20 protein-coding genes are annotated in these 18,630 nt (G+C 72.5%); 11 read left to right on the top strand and 9 right to left on the bottom strand.

Going from position 1 to position 18,630, the window contains the following annotated elements; translation table 11 throughout:
- Nucleotides 1-72: 72 nt before the first annotated feature.
- Nucleotides 73-795 (top strand): LysR substrate-binding domain-containing protein, encoded by a 723-nt coding sequence (locus tag ABD998_RS10740; protein ID WP_345438935.1) that lies wholly within the window; start codon nt 73-75, stop codon nt 793-795.
- Nucleotides 796-817: 22 nt separating this feature from the next.
- On the opposite strand, the gene ABD998_RS10735 is transcribed toward ABD998_RS10740, so the two are convergent.
- The 3 genes from ABD998_RS10735 to ABD998_RS10725 form a co-directional block, all read right to left on the bottom strand.
- Nucleotides 818-1,606 (bottom strand): tryptophan-rich sensory protein, encoded by a 789-nt coding sequence (locus ABD998_RS10735; protein WP_345438933.1) that lies wholly within the window; start codon nt 1,604-1,606, stop codon nt 818-820.
- A 53-nt stretch (nt 1,607-1,659) separates the two neighbouring features.
- Nucleotides 1,660-2,145, bottom strand: coding sequence for a glutaminase (locus ABD998_RS10730; protein WP_345438931.1), 486 nt, complete (start codon nt 2,143-2,145; stop codon nt 1,660-1,662).
- A 62-nt stretch (nt 2,146-2,207) separates the two neighbouring features.
- Nucleotides 2,208-2,918: a GTP pyrophosphokinase gene (locus tag ABD998_RS10725; RefSeq protein WP_345438929.1), complete on the bottom strand. Its 711-nt coding sequence runs from the start codon at nt 2,916-2,918 to the stop codon at nt 2,208-2,210.
- A gap of 69 nt (nt 2,919-2,987) precedes the next feature.
- On the opposite strand from ABD998_RS10725, the gene ABD998_RS10720 reads away from it, so the two are divergent.
- Both ABD998_RS10720 and ABD998_RS10715 read left to right on the top strand, forming a co-directional pair.
- Entirely contained in the window at nt 2,988-3,305 is a 318-nt protein-coding gene (locus tag ABD998_RS10720) for a DUF7882 family protein (RefSeq protein ID WP_345438927.1), read from the top strand.
- Nucleotides 3,306-3,389: 84 nt separating this feature from the next.
- Nucleotides 3,390-4,568: an alcohol dehydrogenase catalytic domain-containing protein gene (locus ABD998_RS10715; RefSeq protein ID WP_345438925.1), complete on the top strand. Its 1,179-nt coding sequence runs from the start codon at nt 3,390-3,392 to the stop codon at nt 4,566-4,568.
- A gap of 28 nt (nt 4,569-4,596) precedes the next feature.
- Here ABD998_RS10715 and ABD998_RS10710 read toward each other — a convergent pair whose 3' ends face one another.
- Complete coding sequence (locus ABD998_RS10710; RefSeq protein WP_345438923.1) at nt 4,597-4,926, bottom strand: DUF7882 family protein; 330 nt, start codon at nt 4,924-4,926, stop codon at nt 4,597-4,599.
- A gap of 39 nt (nt 4,927-4,965) precedes the next feature.
- Nucleotides 4,966-5,445 (bottom strand): SRPBCC family protein, encoded by a 480-nt coding sequence (locus ABD998_RS10705; protein WP_345438921.1) that lies wholly within the window; start codon nt 5,443-5,445, stop codon nt 4,966-4,968.
- A 316-nt stretch (nt 5,446-5,761) separates the two neighbouring features.
- On the opposite strand from ABD998_RS10705, the gene ABD998_RS10700 reads away from it, so the two are divergent.
- Together ABD998_RS10700 and ABD998_RS10695 are read left to right on the top strand one after the other, a co-directional pair.
- Nucleotides 5,762-6,436 (top strand): DUF6766 family protein, encoded by a 675-nt coding sequence (locus ABD998_RS10700; RefSeq protein WP_345438919.1) that lies wholly within the window; start codon nt 5,762-5,764, stop codon nt 6,434-6,436.
- Between the two features lie 12 nt (nt 6,437-6,448).
- Nucleotides 6,449-8,098, top strand: coding sequence for an ABC-F family ATP-binding cassette domain-containing protein (locus tag ABD998_RS10695; protein WP_345438917.1), 1,650 nt, complete (start codon nt 6,449-6,451; stop codon nt 8,096-8,098).
- Here the strand turns inward: ABD998_RS10695 and ABD998_RS10690 are convergent, their stop codons facing one another.
- The 3 genes from ABD998_RS10690 to ABD998_RS10680 form a co-directional block, all read right to left on the bottom strand.
- Nucleotides 8,099-8,584 (bottom strand): YciE/YciF ferroxidase family protein, encoded by a 486-nt coding sequence (locus tag ABD998_RS10690; RefSeq protein ID WP_345438915.1) that lies wholly within the window; start codon nt 8,582-8,584, stop codon nt 8,099-8,101.
- A gap of 157 nt (nt 8,585-8,741) precedes the next feature.
- Nucleotides 8,742-8,951, bottom strand: coding sequence for a hypothetical protein (locus ABD998_RS10685; protein WP_345438913.1), 210 nt, complete (start codon nt 8,949-8,951; stop codon nt 8,742-8,744).
- 99 nt (nt 8,952-9,050) lie between these two features.
- Nucleotides 9,051-9,797, bottom strand: coding sequence for an enoyl-CoA hydratase/isomerase family protein (locus ABD998_RS10680; RefSeq protein WP_345438911.1), 747 nt, complete (start codon nt 9,795-9,797; stop codon nt 9,051-9,053).
- A gap of 167 nt (nt 9,798-9,964) precedes the next feature.
- Here ABD998_RS10680 and ABD998_RS10675 point away from each other — a divergent pair, with 167 nt between their 5' ends.
- The 5 genes from ABD998_RS10675 to ABD998_RS10655 all read left to right on the top strand — a co-directional run bounded on the left by ABD998_RS10675 (nt 9,965) and on the right by ABD998_RS10655 (nt 15,730).
- Complete coding sequence (locus ABD998_RS10675) at nt 9,965-10,723, top strand: SDR family NAD(P)-dependent oxidoreductase (RefSeq protein ID WP_345438909.1); 759 nt, start codon at nt 9,965-9,967, stop codon at nt 10,721-10,723.
- 61 nt (nt 10,724-10,784) lie between these two features.
- Nucleotides 10,785-12,311: an MmgE/PrpD family protein gene (locus tag ABD998_RS10670; protein WP_345438907.1), complete on the top strand. Its 1,527-nt coding sequence runs from the start codon at nt 10,785-10,787 to the stop codon at nt 12,309-12,311.
- A gap of 142 nt (nt 12,312-12,453) precedes the next feature.
- Nucleotides 12,454-13,353 carry a methylisocitrate lyase gene (gene prpB / locus ABD998_RS10665; RefSeq protein WP_345438905.1) on the top strand — a complete coding sequence of 300 codons (900 nt, stop codon included), beginning with the start codon at nt 12,454-12,456 and terminating at the stop codon, nt 13,351-13,353.
- Nucleotides 13,354-13,391: 38 nt separating this feature from the next.
- Entirely contained in the window at nt 13,392-14,534 is a 1,143-nt protein-coding gene (locus ABD998_RS10660; RefSeq protein ID WP_345438903.1) for a bifunctional 2-methylcitrate synthase/citrate synthase, read from the top strand.
- A 14-nt stretch (nt 14,535-14,548) separates the two neighbouring features.
- Nucleotides 14,549-15,730 carry a thiolase family protein gene (locus ABD998_RS10655; protein ID WP_345439115.1) on the top strand — a complete coding sequence of 394 codons (1,182 nt, stop codon included), beginning with the start codon at nt 14,549-14,551 and terminating at the stop codon, nt 15,728-15,730.
- On the opposite strand, the gene ABD998_RS10650 is transcribed toward ABD998_RS10655, so the two are convergent.
- Nucleotides 15,731-16,264 (bottom strand): flavin reductase family protein, encoded by a 534-nt coding sequence (locus tag ABD998_RS10650; RefSeq protein ID WP_345438901.1) that lies wholly within the window; start codon nt 16,262-16,264, stop codon nt 15,731-15,733.
- 318 nt (nt 16,265-16,582) lie between these two features.
- Between ABD998_RS10650 and ABD998_RS10645 the strand changes: the two genes are divergently transcribed.
- Entirely contained in the window at nt 16,583-18,256 is a 1,674-nt protein-coding gene (locus tag ABD998_RS10645; RefSeq protein ID WP_345438899.1) for a thiamine pyrophosphate-dependent enzyme, read from the top strand.
- The last annotated feature ends 374 nt before the right edge of the window (nt 18,257-18,630 follow it).

The raw sequence follows: 18,630 nt of genomic DNA, 5'->3' as shown, positions 1-18,630 counted from the left end.
TCGATTGCGGTGGTCCGATGCGGCGCGGGGCAGCGGATGGCCGCCCGTGCGGTCGCCGCGTAGGCTGGCGAGATGACGCAGGGCAGGGGTTCCGGGGGTCGCGCGCGCGGACGCGCGCCGAAGCCGTCCGGGCGCACGCCGAAGCGCGCCGCGAGTCCGCGCCGCTCCGTCTCGCCGGACCCCGCTCCGGCCCCCCTCGCTCCGGGCGTCCTCCGTCTGGGCGCCGTGCCCGGTGCGACACCGGGGCGGTGGATCGACCGGTGGAACGAGCGGATGCCCCGCATCGCCCTCGAGCTCGTCCCGCTCGAAGCCGACGATGCGCGCCGCGCTCTCGACGAGCGCAGGGTCGACGCCGCCATCGTCCGCCGGCCGATCGACGAGACGGGCCTCCACGTCATCCCGCTCTACGACGAGGTGCCCGTCGTCGTCGTCTCGGTCGATTCCGAGCTCACCGTCGTCGACGAGCTCACGCCCGACGACCTCGCCGGCAGCGTCGTCCTCGTTCCTCGCGACGACGTCCTCGGCCCCCTCGACCTCCCCGGCACGGTCGCGCCCTCTTTCGAACCGCTCGAGACGACGGCCGACGCCATCGCGACCGCGGCGACGGGCGTCGGCGTCGTCGTGGTGCCGATGTCCCTCGCTCGGTTGCATCATCGACGCGACGTGACGTACCGGCCGCTCGCGGGCGGGCCGCTCTCTCCCGTCGCGTTCGCGTGGCTCCGCGACCGCGACGGCGACGATGTGCAGGCGCTCGTCGGCATCATCCGAGGGCGCACGGCGAACTCCTCGCGCTGACCGCGATCCGGCGGCGGCGTCGTCATGCCGAGGCACGCGCCGTCCGCCGCACGAGAGCCGCGGCGGCGATGACGACCGCCACGACGATCGCGGCGACCCCGATGGCGGTGTCTGCCGGCTCCCCCGCGAGGCGCCCCACGGCGAGCCACGCGAGCCCCCATGCGAGGGCCGCGGCCGGCGCGACGCGGCCCCGCCCCTGCCATCCGATCGCGATGCCGACGACGGCGACCACCGCGAGCACGACGACGCCGACGACCGAGGCGAACGCCGCCCAGTCGTCAGGAGCCGTCTGGGTCAGCCACGCGGCGACGTTGGCGACGGTCGCGAGCGTCACCCATCCGAGGTGGAGACCCGTGACCCCGTCCACGAGGATCGCCGAGACGACGCCGCGGCCGGGACGGCGGACGATGCGCCGGAAGGTCAGACCGAGCACGGCCGCGAGCGCGGCGATGACGACGACCGTCATCGGGAGGGTCGTGAACTGCGCCGCGAGCAGCCACAGGCCGTTGAGGACCTCCGTCGCGGCGATCCACCACCCGAGGCTCCGCTGCCGCTCGCTGTCGCGCTGGCCGGGGAGCGCCTGCCAGACGGCATAGGCGATGAGCCCGGCGTAGATCGCCGTCCAGATCGAGAAGGCCTGGCGTGCGGGCGCGAGGAAGCTCGCGTCGGCGTCGAGTGCGCCGCCCTGCAGCTCCTGCACGGGCGTGCCGCCGAGAAGCCCCGTGCCCACCATGGCGGCGATGATCATGAAGGTGGTCGCCGAGAGGACGGCGACCTGGCGGAGGATGTCGGACGAGCGCGTCGCGGTCATGCCGTCACGCTAACGACCGCTTCGCCCGCGCTCACGGGCTTGACAGCGGCGCCTCAGTCGGGAAGGCCGACGGCGAGCCGCACCTGCTCGTCGAGGTACTCGTCGAGCGGCCGGAGGAATCCTGCCGGCGACCACCGGACGAGGAGGCGTCCGTCGCGCCACGACAGCGGACCGTCCGCCCCGCCCGCCGCCACGCGGTCGACGTCGACGGGCCGCCAGTCGAGATGGAAGGTCTCGCCCTCGGCGAACCCCCCGCGGAACGCCATCGCCCGCAGCTCCGCTCGCTGCCGCTGCGACTCGGCGGCATAGCCGCGGCGCACCTCCTCGGCCGCACGCAGGATGGTCCCGGTGGCGGCGAGCAGATCGTCCCCGACGAGCAGGACGCCGAGATGCCGTGCGGCGCCGACCCGCACGATGCGGGGGCGCGCGCCGAGCGCGCGCACGACGCGGCCCCGCTCGACGAACGACCCCAGGCCCTCCTCGGGGACGCCGTCGAGCCGCGCGCGGGTCGCGGCGAGCAGGGCGGGCAGGTCGTCCATCCGGCCACCCTACCGGCGGCGCGGGAGAGGCCTGTCGGGACCCGAGGAGAGGAGCCGTCGCGTCAGGCCGCGGTCGGCCCGCCGTCGCCGCGCGCGAGCAGCTGGAGGGGTGCGACGGGAGCGGGCCGCTCTCCGTGCAGCTCGCGGTGGAGGCGCTCCATGCGGTCGTCGAGCTCGGCGGCCGTCAGCGCGGCGTCGCGGAGGCTGTCGGTGAGACGTCCCGGCACCTGCTTGTCGTACTTGTAGTAGATCTTGTGCTCGAGGCTGGCCCAGAAATCCATCGCGATCGTCCGGAACTGCACCTCGACGGGGACCTGGACCGGCCCCGTCGAGAGGAAGACCGGCACCTCGACGATGGCGTGCAGGCTCTTGTACCCGTTGTCCTTGGGGTTCGCGATGTAGTCCTTCACCTCGCGGACCGTGATGTCGTCCTGCCGGACGAGCAGCTCGAACAGCCGGTACGCGTCGGTCACGAAGCTGCACGTGACGCGGACCCCCGCGATGTCGAGGATGCTCTCCCTGATGGCCGCGATGGACGGCTCGAGGCCCTTGCGGTCGGCCTTCTCCGCGATGCTGTCCATCGTCTTCAACCGGCTCGAGACGTGCTCGATGGGGTTGTACGCGTGCGCATGCTCGAAGTCCTCGCGGAGGATGGAGAGCTTCGTCTCGATCTCGCGCATCCCGAAGCGGTACTCGTTGAGGAACCGCTGCATCTCGTCACGGAGGGCTCGAGCCTGCTCGAGCATGTCGTCGTCGACGGGAGTCGGGCTCATGGTCACCACGCTAGCGCCGGGCACTATGCGGCGGCTGTGAGACCGCACGCGACGCGCTACGGTGGCGCCATGGGCACCCTCTACTACGGCGCATCGGCGTCGCCGATCCACATCGAGGACCGCGCGCTCGCGCACCTGAAGGTCGTCATCATCTCCAAGCTCCGGCGCGACGAGAGCTTCGCCGTGTCGTGGCGCCATCCCGAGGACCAGCCGGCCGGTCGCAGCACCATCTGGGTGCACCCCGCGATCCCGGTCCGCTTCGAGTTCGACGAGCCCGTCGCGCCCGAGCTCAACCGCGAGTGGCTCGAAGAGCTCGCGCAGTCGGCGAACGCGCTCGGCGGCATCACGCTCGTCGAGGAGCACATCATCTCCCCCGACGAGGCGTGACGGCCTCCGGCGCTGTCAACCCCCTTCGCCGACGTCCGCCCGCCGCCGAGGCTGGTGCGACCGGCGAGACGAGGAGGCGGCGCGATGAAGGCGCTCACGTGGCAGGGACGACGACGGATCGAGACGAGCACGGTGCCGGACCCCCGGATCGAGGAGCGGACCGACGCGATCATCCGCATCACCTCGTCGGCGATCTGCGGATCGGATCTGCACCTGTACGAGCTCATGAAGCCGTTCCTCGACCGGGGGGACATCCTCGGGCACGAGGCGATGGGCGTCGTCGAGGAGGTCGGCGCCGACGTGCGGGACCTGCGCGTCGGTCAGCGCGTCGTCGTCCCCTTCAACATCGCGTGCGGCGACTGCTTCATGTGCCGACGCGGCCTGCAGTCGCAATGCGAGACGACGCAGGTGCGCGAGCACGGCACGGGAGCCGCGTTGTTCGGGTACACGAAGCTGTACGGTCAGGTGCCGGGCGGCCAGGCCGAGCTGCTGCGCGTTCCGCTCGCCGACCACAACACGATCCCCGTCGGCGACGACCTTCCCGACGACCGCTACCTGTTCCTCAGCGACATCCTGCCGACCGCGTGGCAGGCGGTCCAGTACGCCGACGTGCCGGAGGGTGGGACGCTCCTCGTCCTCGGCCTCGGGCCCGTCGGCCAGTTCGCAGCCCGCGTCGGCGCGCACCTCGGCCGGCGTGTCATCGCCGTCGACCCGGTGGCCGAGCGGCGCGCCCTCGCGCGTGCGCACGGCGTCGAGGCGTGGGAGGACGCGGACCTCGACGAGCGGATCGCCGACGAGACGGCCGGCCGCGGGGCCGACTCGGTCATCGACGCCGTCGGGCTCGAGGCGCACGGCTCGCCCGTGGTCCACGGCCTGCACGCGGCGATGGGGGTCCTGCCCTCGGCTGTGTCGAAGCCCGTCATGGAGCACGCGGGTGTGGATCGCCTCGCGGCCCTCCACCGCGCCGTCGACCTCGTCCGTCGCGGCGGGACGATCTCGATCTCCGGCGTGTACGCGGGAGACGCCGACGTCATGCCCATGAAGACGCTGTTCGACAAGCAGGTGACGCTGCGGATGGGCCAATGCAACGTGAAGCGCTGGACGGATGCGCTCATGCCGCTCGTCGAGGCGGACGACGACCCGCTCGGCACCGAGCGCCTCGTGACGCACCGCGGCGGCCTCGACGAGGGCCCCGGACTCTACGAGACCTTCCAGAGGAAGGACGACGGCTGCATCAAGGTCGTGCTGCAGCCCGCACCCTGATTCCGACGATCGTCGGAATCGCTGTCGCTCAGACGGCGTCCGTCGCGTGCGGGTCGTCGGTCGGCTCGATCGGCTCCGGCATGATCGTGAGGCCCGACGGGCCGCTCGCCGCCTTCATGAGCTCATCGAGCCACAGGCGGTTGAGCCGCGGAGAGCGTCCGCCCGAGAACTGGAACTGCAGGGGCACGGAGGGGTGGAGCCAGAACGACCGGCGCCCTGTCCCCTCGCCGAGGGAGGCGTCGAACATGAACGGCTCTGAGCGGCGCAGCTTGTTCATCACGACGATGCGGAGGTGTGCGAGCGCGCGGTCGTCGATGTCGACGGAGTCCCCGCCGGAACCGTAGATGAATCTGCCCATGCCGCGAGCCTATCCGCCATCGCGCGCGGCGTCTGGTGGTCAGAGCGCGTCTGCGGGACCGCTGCGGTCGTCGTGGATCTCTCCGCGCCATGCGCCGGTCGCCTCGTCGCGCTCCTCGATGAAGGCCTTGAACCGCTCGAGATCGCGCTGCGCCTGCCGGCTGTCGACACCGAGCGCGGCGCCGAAGGTCTCGAACACGCCGTCCGGCTCCCACACCATGCGCAGGCGGATGCGCGTGCCTCCGTCGACGGGGGCGAAGTCCACACGGCCGACGTGGAAGATGCCGTCCGTGCTCTGCCAGACGATGTGGTCGTCCGGCACCTGGTCGACGACGTCGGCGTAGAAGTCCTCCGTGCGGCCGCCGATGCGCACCGACCACCGCGAGCGCACGTCGTCGATCTGGCGGACCGACTGCACGGCGCCGAGATACTCGGGGAACGTCTCGATCTGCGTCCACTGGTCGTACACGCGCGCGACGGGTGCGGCGACGTCGATCTCCGCGGTGAGCGCGGTGGCCATGATGACTCCCTCCGGGGCCGGCGAAGCGCCGTCCCTTGTCCCCGCCCGATGCTACGAATCGCGCCGGGCGCCGCGACACGGGTTGACGATCGAGGCGATCCGCTATATCACCGCTCGGCTACCGCGGCACGCGACGCGGGTCAACCGCCTGGGCGGCCGGCCGACGCCGGCATAGCGTCGTCGACATGCGCACATCCGAGAGCTCCCGCGACACGTCCGGCATGCGGGCCGTGTTCTGGGTCTGGGCCGCCATCGTGGGCGGCGGCCTCGCGGTGATGATCGCCCTGCCCCTCCTCGGCCGCTGAGAGGAGACGTCATGCGACGCATCGCCGACCACGGCCTGTCACTCCTCTTCCTCGGCCTCTTCCTCGCCGCGATCGCCGGGCAGGCGGTCGTCGGGCTCGCCAACGAGAACGAGGAGCTCGTGCGGCACGGCCGCCCTCCCGTCGGGCTCGGCGAGTTCGTGACCTCGTCCTCGTTCCTCGTCGACGTCGCGGAGAACTGGCAGAGCGAGTTCCTGCAGTTCTTCCTGTTCATCCTCGCGACGGTCTGGCTCGTGCAGCGCGGATCGCCCGAGTCGAAGAAGCCCGGTGACGCAGGCCCCGGCGACGATCGCAGTCAGCTCGTCGGCCGGCACGCGAGCGCCGACTCGCCCCGGTGGGCGCGCATCGGCGGATGGCGCACGGCCGTCTACGGCAACTCGCTGCTGCTGGTCATGGGCGCGGTCTTCCTCCTCTCCTGGCTCGCACAGTCCCTGGCGGGCGTCGTCGTCGCGAACGAGGAGGCCGCCGAGCACGGCGAGGCGCCGATCGCGTGGATCGACTACGTGACGGGTCCGGAGTTCTGGAACCGCACCCTGCAGAACTGGCAGTCGGAGCTGCTGGCGGTGGGATGCATGGTGGCGTTCTCGATCTACCTGCGCCAGCGCGGTTCGGCGGAGTCCAAGCCCGTCGGGGCGCCGCACGCGGAGTCGTCCATCGAATCGGAGTGAGACGATGGCGGGATGACCGCGACCCTCGTCGCCGGCGGCCTCGCCGGCGGATACGGCCACCGCACGCTCTTCGACGGCGTCGACCTCACGGTCGCCCCCGGGGACGTCGTCGGCGTCGTGGGCGTCAACGGCGCCGGCAAGTCGACGCTGCTGCGGATCCTCGGCGGCGTCCTCGCGCCCCAGGCGGGAACGGTCGCGATCTCACCGCCCGACGCCTTCGTGGGGCTGCTGCCGCAGGAGCACGAGCGCGTGCCGGGCGAGACCGTCGCCGCCTATCTCGCGAGGCGGACCGGGTGCGCGCAGGCGACCGCCGACATGGACGCCGCGGCGACCGCGCTCGCCGACCCCGAGGCGGCCGACGCCGACGCCTACGCGGCCGCGCTCGACCGCTGGCTCGCGAGCGGCGCCGCCGACCTCGACGAGCGCATCCCCGCCGTGCTCGCCGAGCTGGGCCTCCCCTTCGACGGAGAGACGGCGCAGACGGCCCTCATGACCTCGCTCTCGGGCGGCCAGGCCGCGCGCGTCGGCCTCGCGGCGCTCCTGCTCTCGCGGTTCGACATCGTGCTGCTCGACGAGCCGACCAACGACCTCGACCTCGACGGGCTCGCGCGCCTGGAGCAGTTCGTGCACGGGCTCCGCGGCGGCGTCGTGCTCATCAGCCACGACCGCGAGTTCCTCTCCCGGTGCGTCACGCGCGTGCTCGAACTCGATCTGCCGCAGGCCTCGCACCGGGTGTACGGCGGCGGATACGAGGCGTACCTCGAGGAGCGCGCGACGGCTCGACGCCATGCCCGCGAGGCGTACGACGAGTTCGCCGACAAGAAGGCCGACCTCGTCGCCCGGGCGCGCGTGCAGCGCGAGTGGTCGAGCCAGGGTGTCCGCAATGCGCTCCGCAAGGCGCCCGACAGCGACAAGATCCGCCGGCGCGCCTCGCAGGAGTCGTCGGAGAAGCAGGCCCAGAAGGTCCGTCAGATGGAGAGCCGGATCGCGCGCCTGGAGGAGGTGGACGAGCCGCGGAAGGAATGGCAGCTGCAGTTCTCCATCGGGAGCGCCCCTCGCTCATCGAGCGTCGTGGCGACGCTGTCGAACGCGGTCTTCCGACGAGGGTCCTTCGCGCTCGGACCGGTCTCGCTGCAGGTCGACGGCGGCGACCGCATCGGCATCACGGGCCCCAACGGCGCGGGCAAGACGACGCTGCTGGCGGGCCTGCTCGGGCGCATCGCGCCGGACGAGGGCGCGGCGAGCCTCGGTGCGAGCGTGCGCATCGGCGAGATCGACCAGGCGAGGGCCCTGCTGCGCGGCGACGGTCCGCTGCTGTCGCGCTTCGAGGCGGCCGTGCCGTCGCTCGCCGGCGCCGAGGCGCGCACGCTCCTCGCGAAGTTCGGACTCAAGGCCGATCACGTCGACCGGCCGCTCGGCGCCCTCTCACCCGGCGAGCGCACACGAGCCGGCATGGCCGTGCTGCAGGCCGAGGGCGTCAACGTCCTCGTGCTCGACGAGCCGACCAACCACCTCGACCTCGCGGCGATCGAGCAGCTCGAGCAGGCGCTGGACGCCTACGACGGCACCCTGCTCCTCGTCACGCACGACCGCCGCATGCTGCAGCACACCCGCGTCGACCGCCGGTGGGAGGTCGACGCGGGTGCCGTGACGGAACGCTGATCAGGCGCCGACGAGCTCGCGCAGGCGCGTGGCCAGCTCTTCGCTCGTGTGGATCTCCTGCTCGGCGTTCTCGGTCAGCAGCGCGAGGGCGTCCGTCGCCCCCAGCGCCTCGACGGGGATGATGATGCCCTGGTACGCGGCCATCTCGTAGTGCTCGTTGCCGAGAGCCGCCGACAGGGCGATCTGGTCGCGCAGGGGCTTCGCCGCCTTCCCGAGCAGCGTCTCGGCCTGACGGCTGATGCCCTTCGTGCTGGGCGACGCCGCGGTCGACTCCGGCAGCTCGAGCAGCCGGAACACCTTCTCGAGGTTGTCGATCTGCTGCCGCGTCTCGTCGGCGTGGTGGCGGAAGAGCTTCTTGACGTCCGCTGACACGGACGCCTCCTCCAGCTCGCCCAGGGCGGCGAGCGAGTCGTGCTCCATCGTGAGTGCCGTGCGCAGCTGCATGCGCAGCAGGTCCTCCGGCGTCTCAAGTGCGGTCTGGCTCATGCGTCCTCCTTCGATCGGAACGTGCGCGTGCGACGCTAGGCCGACGAGCGCACGCTCTCCCACGGGGTTGCCATCCGCGACTGCCGCCTGCTATCAGCGCGGAAGGGGCGCCGGGCGGTCCTCACACGGCCGCCGGGCGCCCCGATGCGCGAACCCGTCAGTCGACGGGCTCCGTCTGAGTGCGGATGTACTGCACGTCGCGCTCGCTCAGCGTCGCGCCGTCGTCGATCAGTGCGCCCGTCGCGTTCGCGATCTCCTGGCGCACCGTTCCGACGAGCGGCGCGGAGGGGTACTCCAGCAGCACGTTCCGCGTGTCGATCGAGAGGTGCGGCCACCACTCGTTGATGGGAGGCAGTTCGTCGGCCATGACAGCTCCTTCCGTCGGTGATCGCACGGTAGGCGCACGGATCGGCACCGGGCCATCCGATTGACACGCACGCGTGCGCGGTGCTAGCGGCGCCGCCCGTTACGTCCGCGCGAACGCCGCCACGCGCGCGATCGAGAACGGGGTCGCCGCCTCGCGCGCGATGAGCGCGCGCTCGGCGGCGAGCGCGTCGGAGTACGACCCGCCTGCCGAGAGCAGGCCCTTCGTCGCGGCCGGCGCCGTGGGCCCGGCACGGCGGATGGACGACACGACGTCGCCGACGGCCTCATCGAGCCCGTCGGCCGGGGCCATCCGCTCGACGAGGCCCCAGTCGAGGGCGGTCGCGGCGTCGATGCGCCGGCCGGTCAGCAGCAGGTCGCTCGCACGGCGCCCGCCGATCGCGCGCGGCAGCAGCGCCGTCGCCCCGCAGTCGGGCACGAGGCCGATCGCGCCGTAGGCGGGGGTGAACGTCGCCCCCTCGACCGCGACCGCGATGTCGCTCGCGAGGAGGATCCCGATCCCCGCCCCAGCGACGATTCCGTTGACGCGGGCCACGACGGGCTGCGGGATGGCGGCGAGCGCCTCCATGGCGCGGTTCGCCGCACCGACGAGGTCGAGCATGTACGCCGACCTGTCGTCCGCGCCCGCCATAGCCTGCACGTCGCCGCCCGCGGTGAAGGCGCGCCCCGACCCCGTGACGACGACGACCTCGGCGCCAGACGAGGCGGCACGGAGCGCGGCGTCGGCGAGCGCGGTCGCGACGGGGATGTCGAGGACGTTGAGGCGCTCCGGGCGGTTCATCGTGATCGTCGCGACGCCGTCGGCGACCTCGAGCAGCACGTCGTCCATGGGGTTCCCCTCTCGGCCGCATCCCCTCTGACGCGGCCCCGGCCATCCTGCCACGTGCCGCCCCTTCCCCCGACGACGGCCACCGGGGTAGCGTCGGAGACGGGCGCGACGCGGCGCCCGGACGACCCAGGCGCCCACGAGGCGCCGAGGAGGGAACGGGTGGGGCGATGGAGCTCGCGGGCGCATCCGCTGTCGTGACGGGAGGCGCGTCGGGCCTCGGCCTCGCGACCGCGAGACGCCTTTCTGCGGAGGGGGCGCACGTCGTCGTGCTCGATCTCCCGGCCTCCGCGGGCGACCGGGCGGCGGCGGAGATCGGCGGCGCCTTCGTCCCCGCCGACGTCGTCGACGACGCGCAGGTGGACGCGGCGCTCGACGCCGCCGTCGCCCACGGCCCCCTGCGTGCGCTCGTGCACTGCGCGGGCGTGCTCTCCCCCGTCCGCGTCGTCGAGCGCGACGGCTCCCCCGGCTCGCTCGAGGCGTTCGAGCGGGTCGTGCGCGTCAACCTCGTCGGCACCTTCAACGTGCTCCGCCTCGCGGCGGCGCGGATGGCCTCGAACGATCCCCTCGACGGCGAGCGCGGCGTGTGCGTGCTGACGGCGTCCGTCGCGGCGTTCGAGGGCCAGATCGGCCAGATCCCCTACTCCGCGTCGAAGGCGGGCGTCGCGGGCATGACGATCGTCGCGGCGCGCGACCTCGCCTCGAAGCTCATCCGCGTGGCGACGATCGCGCCCGGCACGTTCGACACGCCCATGCTGGCCGCCCTCCCCGACGACGTGCGCGCCGGCCTCGCGGCGGCCGTCCCCCATCCCTCCCGTCTCGGCCGGCCGGAGGAGTACGCGGCCCTCGCGGCGCACATCGTCGCCAACCCCATGATCAACGGGGAGACCATCCGCCTCGACGGCGCCATCCGGATGCCGCCGCGATGACCGCGCTCCCCGCGCGCGTGGCACGCTGGAGACATCCCCTCACGACCCCGGAGGCCCGCCGATGACCGTCGTCCACCCCGTCCGCACGTACCGCAGCGACGAGCCGCTGCCGCGCGAGGAGCAGCTCGCCTGGAGGATCGCGGAGGTCGCCGCCGACCCGGTCGCGGTCCCGGACGAGACCGTCGACATGGTGATCAACCGGGTCATCGACAACGCCGCGGTCGCCGCCGCGTCGCTCACGCGGGCGCCCGTCGTGTCGGCACGCGCGCAGGCGATGGACCATCCCGTCTCGCGCGGCGGCCACGGCGCGGCCGTGACGGGCTGCGCGCTCGACGCCCGCACGAGCCCGGAATGGGCGGCGTGGGCGAACGGCGTCGCCGTGCGCGAGCTCGACTACCACGACACGTTCCTGGCGGCGGAGTACTCCCACCCGGGCGACAACATCCCGCCGATCCTCGCCGTCGCGCAACACGTCGGGGCGGATGGCGCGGCCCTCGTGCGCGGCATCGCGACCGGATACGAGATCCAGATGGACCTCGTGCGGGCCATCTCGCTGCACCGCCACAAGATCGACCATGTCGCGCACCTGGGCCCCTCGGCCGCCGCGGGCATCGGCACCCTGCTCGGTCTCGCGACGGAGACGATCTTCCAGGCCGTCGGGCAGGCCCTCCACACCACGACCGCGACGCGGCAGTCGCGGAAGGGCGAGATCTCGACGTGGAAGGCGCATGCGCCCGCGTTCGCGGGCAAGATGGCCGTCGAGGCCGTCGACCGCGCCATGCGCGGGCAGACGAGCCCGTCGCCGATCTACGAGGGCGAGGACGGCGTCATCGCGTGGCTCCTCGACGGGCCCGAGGGCCGATACTCCGTGCCGCTGCCCGCTCCGGGGGAGCCCAAGCGCGCCATCCTCGACTCGTACACGAAGGAGCACTCCGCCGAGTACCAGGCGCAGGCGTGGATCGACCTCGCCCGCCGGCTCGGCGCCGAGAGCCCCGAGCTGCGCGACCCCGAGAACGTCCGCTCGATCGTGCTGCACACCTCGCATCACACGCACGTCGTCATCGGCTCGGGATCGGGAGACCCGCAGAAGTACGATCCGACGGCATCGCGCGAGACGCTCGACCACTCGATCCCGTACATCTTCACCGTCGCTCTGCAGGACGGCGGATGGCACCACGTCGACTCGTATGCGCCCGAGCGCGCCGCGCGGCCCGACACGGTCGCCCTGTGGCAGAAGGTGACGACGGCGCTCGACGACGAGTGGACGCGGCGGTACCACTCCGACGACCCCGACGAGAAGGCGTTCGGCGGCCGCGTCGAGATCGCCCTCGCCGACGGCTCGACGATCGGCGACGAGATCGCCGTCGCCGATGCCCATCCCCTCGGCGCCCGGCCGTTCGCGCGCGCCGACTACGAGAGGAAGTTCCGCAGGCTCGCGGAGCCCGTGCTCGACGCAGCCGAGATCGAGCGCTTCCTCGACCTCGCCCGACGTCTGCCCGAGCTCGCACCGGCCGAGGTCGCCGACCTCTCCCTCGTCGCCCGCGCCGGCGTGCTCGACTCCGTGCCGTCGCCGAGGGGGCTGTTCTGATGACCGCGTGCACGGCGCAGGAGATCCGGGGCGCTCGGGAGCCGGGAGGCGTTTCCGCACACGGATCGGACCGGGATCTCCTGCGGTGTGTCCGCGACGGCGGCGGCTTCCCACCCGCGTCGACGTCGGAAGGAGACCGCTGATGCTGTACGCGCAGACCCCCGCGCACGAGAAGCGGCGCCTGTTCCGCGATGCGCTCGCCTCGGGCGAGCTGCTGCGGCTCCCCGGCGCGTTCAACCCGCTCTCGGCACGGCTCATCGAGCGCAAGGGCTTCGACGGGGTGTACATCTCGGGCGCCGTGCTGTCGGCCGACCTCGGCCTGCCCGACATCGGCCTCACGACGCTCACCGAGGTCGCGCAGCGCGCGGGTCAGATCGCGCGCATGACCGAGCTGCCCGCGATCGTCGACGCCGACACGGGCTTCGGCGAGCCCATGAACGTCGCCCGCACCATCCAGACCCTCGAAGACGCCGGTCTCGCGGGAACCCACATCGAGGACCAGGTCAACCCCAAGCGCTGCGGCCACCTCGACGGGAAGGAGGTCGTCGACCTCGCCACCGCGACCCAGCGCATCCGCGCCGCCGCCGATGCGCGTCGCGATGCGAACTTCCTCATCATGGCGCGCACCGACATCCGTGCCGTCGAGGGCCTCGCGGCGACGATCGACCGCGCGAAGGCGCTCGTCGACGCGGGCGCCGACGCGGTCTTCCCCGAGGCCCTGCGCGGCCTCGGCGAGTTCGAGGCCGTCGCCACGGCGCTCGACGTGCCCGTGCTCGCGAACATGACCGAGTTCGGCAAGAGCGCGCTGTTCACGGTCGACGAGCTGCGGGCCGCCGGCGTGCGGATGGCGATCTGGCCGGTCTCGCTGCTGCGGATGGCCATGGGCGCCGCGGAGCGCGCGCTCGACACGCTGCTCGCCGACGGCGCCCTCGACACGCAGCTGGGCGCCATGCAGCACCGCGCCGACCTCTACGACCTGATCGACTACCAGGGCTACAGCCGATTCGACGCGGGGGTGTTCGACTTCACGGTCGAGCGCTGACCGGCGCGACGCACGGGACACGACGCAAAGGAGCGGACATGACGGACGAGATCAGGAGGGGCCTCGCGGGGGTCGTCGTCGACGAGACGGCGATCTCGAAGGTCAACCCCGAGACGAACAGCCTGCTGTACCGCGGCTACCCCGTGCAGGAGCTCGCCGAGACGCAGCCGTTCGAGGCCGTCGCGCATCTGCTCTGGCACGGCGAGCTGCCGACGGGCGACGAACTGGCCGCGTTGCGGGCCGAGGAGCGCCGGCACCGCCCCCTCGCCCCCGACGTCAAGGCGATCGTCGACCTCACGTCGCTCGGCGCGCATCCCATGGACGAGGTGCGCACGGCCGTGAGCGCGCTCGGCGCCGACGACCTCGCGGGCACGGGCACGGTCCTCGACGCGAGCGGATCGCACGACGACAACCTCGCGCGCAGCGTGAGGCTGTTCGCCGCCCTGCCCGCGATCGTCGCCTACGGGCAGCGGCGCCGGCGCGGGCTCGGCCCCGTCCACCCGCGCGACGACCTCGACTACGCGGCGAACTTCCTGTGGATGACGTTCGGCGAGGAGGCCGACCCCGTCGTGGTGTCGGCCTTCGAGCGCTCGATGATCCTCTACGCCGAGCACTCGTTCAACGCGTCGACGTTCACCGCCCGCGTCGTCGCCTCCACGCTGAGCGACCTGTACTCGGCCGTCACCGCCGCCATCGGCGCGCTCAAGGGGCCGCTGCACGGCGGCGCGAACGAGGCCGTCATGCACGTGCTCCGCGAGATCGGCACGCCCGACGAGGTCGGGCCATGGCTCGACCGCGCCCTCGCCGAGAAGCGCAGGATCATGGGCTTCGGGCACCGCGTCTACAAGAACGGCGACTCACGGGTCCCGACCATGAAGCACGCACTCGTCGCGCTCGCCGAGCACGTCGGGCGCCCCGACGTGCTCGCGCTGAGCGACGCGCTCGAGCGCGAGTTCGTCGCCCGCAAGGGCATCCATCCGAACCTCGACTACCCGTCGGGGCCGGCCTACGACCTGATGGGGTTCGACACCGCGACGTTCACCCCGCTGTTCGCGGCCGCGCGCGTGACCGGATGGACGGCGCACATCCTCGAGCAGCAGGCCGCGAACGCGCTCATCCGCCCCTTGTCGGCCTACGTCGGCCCCGACGAGCGCCACGTGCCGGGATCTGCGGGCGGGTGAACGGCACGGGCCGCATGCGCGAGAAGGTCGTCATCGCCGCAGGAGCGCGCACGCCCGTGGGGTCGTTCGGCGGCGTCTTCGCCGACACCGACGCGCACCTGCTCGGCGCCGCCGCCGTGAGCGAGGCGCTGCGACGCGCAGGGGTCGACGGCGCCGACGTCGACGAGGTCGTGATGGGCTGCGTCGGCCAGTACGGCCCCGACGCCTACAACGCGCGACGCGTCGCCCTCGCGGCGGGACTGCCCGACCGCGTGCCGGCGCTGACCGTCAACAGGCTGTGCGGGTCGGGCGTCCAGGCGATCTGGTCGGGCGCGCAGGAGCTGCTCTGGGGCGGCGTCGACGTCGTCGTGGCCGGCGGCGACGAGAGCATGTCGCGGACGCCCTTTCTGGCGTACGGAGAGCGCGGAAATGCGCGGCTCGGCGATCGCGCGCTCCAGGACGGCACGCTCGCCTACCTCGTCGACCCGTTCAGCGGCCGCCACATGGGCACGACGGCCGAGAACGTCGCCGAGCGCTACAGCGTCTCGCGGGCCGAGCAGGACGCCTTCGCCCTCGAGAGCCAGCGGCGCGCGGCGTCGGATGGCGCGCAGGCCGCGTTCGCGGACGAGATCGTCGCCGTGCGCACGGCCGGGCGCTCCCCCGTCGAGGTCGCGCATGACGAGCATCCCCGCCCCGAGACGACGTCGGAGGCGCTCGCGCGGCTGCGACCCGCCTTCCAGGAGGGCGGCTCGGTGACGGCCGGCAACTCCTCGGGCGTCAACGACGGCGCGGCGGCGACCGTGCTGCTGCGCGAGGCCGACGCGCGGGAGAGGGGGCTGCGCGGACTCGCGACGATCGAGGCGGTCACGACGGCCGGCATCGACCCCGCGCTCATGGGCTACGCCCCCGTGCTCGCGCTCTTGCGGCTCTGGGAGCGCACGGGTCTCGCCGCGGACGACGTCGACGTGTTCGAGGTGAACGAGGCGTTCGCCGCGCAGGCGGTCGCCGTCATCCGCGACGCCGGCCTCGATCCCGAGCGGGTGAACCCGTATGGCGGCGCGATCGCGCTCGGCCACCCCGTCGGCGCGACGGGCGCCATCCTCACGGTGCGCGCCGCCCTCGACCTGCACCGCCGCGATCTCGAGCTCGCCGTCGTGACGCTGTGCATCGGCGGCGGCCAGGCCATCGCGATGCTCCTGCGCCGGTGGGACGGCTGATCAGATGCGGTACGAGGACTCGTCCTCGCGGTGCAGGTGGCGGTACTCGCCCTTGAAGTAGAGGAGGGGCGTGCCCTCGCCGTGCCAGTCCTCGGGGCTGAGCTCGACGACGCGTCCGACGACGATCCAGTGGTCCCCCGCGTCGTACTCGGCCCACAGCTCGGCGTCGACCCACATGAGGGTGCTCGCGATGACTGGGTCGCCCGATGCGGCGGCGTTCCAGTCGATGCCGGCCCACTTGTCCGTGCCCTTGCGCGCGAACTGGCTGGAGACGCCGATCTGCTCGCTCTCGAGGACGTTGACCGCGAAGCGGCCGGTCTCGCGGATGCGGGGCCACGTGGTGGACGTCTTCATGACGCTGAAGGAGACGAGGGGCGGATCGACCGAGACGCTGTAGAACGACTGGCACGTGAACCCGATGGGCTCTGCCCCGTCGTGACCCGTCACGATCGTGATGCCCGAGGCGTAGTGGCCCAGCGCGTCGCGGAAGCGGCGCGCGTCGATCGCGGGCGCCTCGAGTGCCGTCTCGGTCATGCTGCTCCTCCGCGTCGGGGCCGGCGTCTCCGGCCCTCCCGAGTATGGAAGGTCCGCGGCGCGGGCGGGTGCGGTGTTGCGGGAGGTTTCACCGCCTGACGGCGTGTGACGCGCGAAGCCGTCTGCGCCGCCACGTCGGCGGGTCGATAGGTCGCTCCATCGGGAGAGCGCATTCCTGCATGCACGTACCAGGTCAATCACCCGATCAGGTTTCTCCTGGGATCAAGATCGACGGAAATTAACACGAGACGGCCCATCCGACGCACGTCGACGCGGCGCATTCTGGAACCACCTCAGCCCCCGCACGATGGAGTGACCGTGACAGACGCCCTGCTCGCGACCGCCGCGCCCGACGCGGCGATCCCCCCGACCGTCTCGGCCGGGCACGCGATCGTCCGCTCGCTGGAGGCGCACGGCATCCCGCGCGCCTACGTCGTGCCGGGAGAGAGCTTCCTCGAGGTCCTCGACGGCCTGCACTCCTCCTCGATCGAGACGATCGTCTGCCGTCAGGAGGGCGGAGCGGCGTACATGGCAGAGGCGGAGGGCAAGCTCTCCGACCTGCCCGGCGTCGCCATGGTGACCCGCGGACCGGGCGCCGCGAACGCCCTCGTCGGGCTCCACACCGCCTGGCAGGACTCGACGCCGCTCATCCTCTTCGTCGGTCTCATCCCGAAGGACCATCGCGACCGCGAGGCCTTCCAGGAGTTCGACATCCACGGCTGGTTCGACAAGGGCGCCAAGCGCGTGCTCGTCCTCGACTCCGCGGAGCGCGCCAGCGAGACCGTCGCGGAGGCGGTGTTCGCCGCGCGCTCGGGCCGGCCGGGACCGGTCGTCGTCGGCCTTCCCGAGGACGTCATCCGCGAGCACGTCGACGCCTCCGTGCACCCGCCCATCCCCGTGGCATGCGGCGGCATCGCCGGCCTCGACGCCGCGGCCCTCGTCGACGCGCTCGCGCAGGCGGAGAAGCCCCTCTTCGTCACGGGCGGCAGTGACTGGACCCCCGAGTCGGCCGCACAGCTCACGGGATGGCTCGAGCGCCAGGGCGTCGCGGCCGCCGCGGAATGGCGCACGGAGGGGGTCGTCGCCTTCGATTCGCCGTCGTACGTCGGCCCCATCGGCTACGGCCGCCCGAAGCCGACCTTCGACCTCTTCGAGGAGACCGACCTGCTCGTCTTCATCGGCACGGTCCCGGGCGACGTCCTCACGAGCGGCTACATCGCACGGCAGGGATGGCACCGGCGCAACTTCCTCGTCTCGATGGACCCGCTCCTTCGCGGGCGGTCGGGTGCCGTCTCGCACCAGATCGTCGCGAAGCCGCCCGCGTTCGTCCGCGACCTCGTCGCGCTCGACATCCCGGCGCGCCCGCAGTGGGCGGCGTGGACCGCGCGGATGCGGGCCCAGCAGGAGCGCTTCGCCGCCCTCCCCGCCGCCGGGGCGTCGGGACCCGCTCGCATGGACACCCTCATGGCCGTGCTCGTGCCGCAGCTCGACGACGACGCCCTCGTCACCTTCGGCGCAGGGGAGCACACGAACTGGGCGCACCGGTACTTCCCGACGCGCGCGTACCCGGCCATGGTGAGCGCGGGCAACGGGTCGATGGGCTACTCGGTGCCGTCGGCCGTCACGGCGGCGCTGCGTTTCCCCGGCCGGCAGATCGTGACGATCGCGGGCGACGGCGAGTTCCTCATGAACGGCCAGGAGCTCGCGACGGCACGCCAGCACGGCGCCGCCCCTCTCGTCGTCGTCATGGACAACCAGGAGTACGGCACCATCCGCACGCACCAGGAGCGGCACCATCCCGGTCGCGTCTCCGGCACGCAGCTCGTGAACCCCGACTTCGCCGCGATGGCGACCGCCTTCGGGGGCACGGGCTTCCGGGTCGAGCACGACGCCGACGTGCCGGATGCCGTCGCCGGCGCCCTCTCCGCCACACGGGAGGGGCGCTTCGCCCTCATCCACCTCATCGTCGGCCAGCGCGAGCAGGCCTACTGAACGGGCTCATCCGAGCCGTCACCGGAAACACACGAAGGAGAATCCCATGAACGCTCCCGCAGCGACCCTCGAGTTCGACGCCGATGCCCTCGACTTCGCGCAGGTGCCGGTCTGGTACGACCGCCACCCCTCGCAGGCCGAGGGGGAGGACGACTGACACCGAAAGGCCATCCGCCTGCCGACCCCACATCTGATTCCGCGTTTTCCGGTGTGCTTTCGTCCAACGGATATCCGTTGGACGAAAGCACACCGGATTTCGGGTGAACGGGTGGGCTTTCGGCACGGAGATGTGCGCTCGAGGAGGACGAGGAGGCGCTCGTCGAAGCGCGCCTTGTCAAGGCCCTCACGGGATGGCGCACCGCGCGGTTGCATGG

This window comes from Microbacterium gilvum (assembly GCF_039543865.1).
GTDB classification, from domain to species: domain Bacteria; phylum Actinomycetota; class Actinomycetes; order Actinomycetales; family Microbacteriaceae; genus Microbacterium; species Microbacterium gilvum.
This window is presented reverse-complemented; position numbering and strand designations above follow the sequence as displayed.

Bases quoted from the DNA above. Each gene is read 5' to 3' on its own strand.
- ABD998_RS10740 (WP_345438935.1), top strand. From the start codon at position 73: ATGACGCAGGGCAGGGGTTCCGGGGGTCGCGCGCGCGGACGCGCGCCG.
- ABD998_RS10735 (WP_345438933.1), bottom strand. From the start codon at position 1,606: ATGACCGCGACGCGCTCGTCCGACATCCTCCGCCAGGTCGCCGTCCTC.
- ABD998_RS10730 (WP_345438931.1), bottom strand. From the start codon at position 2,145: ATGGACGACCTGCCCGCCCTGCTCGCCGCGACCCGCGCGCGGCTCGAC.
- ABD998_RS10725 (WP_345438929.1), bottom strand. From the start codon at position 2,918: ATGAGCCCGACTCCCGTCGACGACGACATGCTCGAGCAGGCTCGAGCC.
- ABD998_RS10720 (WP_345438927.1), top strand. From the start codon at position 2,988: ATGGGCACCCTCTACTACGGCGCATCGGCGTCGCCGATCCACATCGAG.
- ABD998_RS10715 (WP_345438925.1), top strand. From the start codon at position 3,390: ATGAAGGCGCTCACGTGGCAGGGACGACGACGGATCGAGACGAGCACG.
- ABD998_RS10710 (WP_345438923.1), bottom strand. From the start codon at position 4,926: ATGGGCAGATTCATCTACGGTTCCGGCGGGGACTCCGTCGACATCGAC.
- ABD998_RS10705 (WP_345438921.1), bottom strand. From the start codon at position 5,445: ATGGCCACCGCGCTCACCGCGGAGATCGACGTCGCCGCACCCGTCGCG.
- ABD998_RS10700 (WP_345438919.1), top strand. From the start codon at position 5,762: ATGCGACGCATCGCCGACCACGGCCTGTCACTCCTCTTCCTCGGCCTC.
- ABD998_RS10695 (WP_345438917.1), top strand. From the start codon at position 6,449: ATGACCGCGACCCTCGTCGCCGGCGGCCTCGCCGGCGGATACGGCCAC.
- ABD998_RS10690 (WP_345438915.1), bottom strand. From the start codon at position 8,584: ATGAGCCAGACCGCACTTGAGACGCCGGAGGACCTGCTGCGCATGCAG.
- ABD998_RS10685 (WP_345438913.1), bottom strand. From the start codon at position 8,951: ATGGCCGACGAACTGCCTCCCATCAACGAGTGGTGGCCGCACCTCTCG.
- ABD998_RS10680 (WP_345438911.1), bottom strand. From the start codon at position 9,797: ATGGACGACGTGCTGCTCGAGGTCGCCGACGGCGTCGCGACGATCACG.
- ABD998_RS10675 (WP_345438909.1), top strand. From the start codon at position 9,965: ATGGAGCTCGCGGGCGCATCCGCTGTCGTGACGGGAGGCGCGTCGGGC.
- ABD998_RS10670 (WP_345438907.1), top strand. From the start codon at position 10,785: ATGACCGTCGTCCACCCCGTCCGCACGTACCGCAGCGACGAGCCGCTG.
- prpB (WP_345438905.1), top strand. From the start codon at position 12,454: ATGCTGTACGCGCAGACCCCCGCGCACGAGAAGCGGCGCCTGTTCCGC.
- ABD998_RS10660 (WP_345438903.1), top strand. From the start codon at position 13,392: ATGACGGACGAGATCAGGAGGGGCCTCGCGGGGGTCGTCGTCGACGAG.
- ABD998_RS10655 (WP_345439115.1), top strand. From the start codon at position 14,549: ATGCGCGAGAAGGTCGTCATCGCCGCAGGAGCGCGCACGCCCGTGGGG.
- ABD998_RS10650 (WP_345438901.1), bottom strand. From the start codon at position 16,264: ATGACCGAGACGGCACTCGAGGCGCCCGCGATCGACGCGCGCCGCTTC.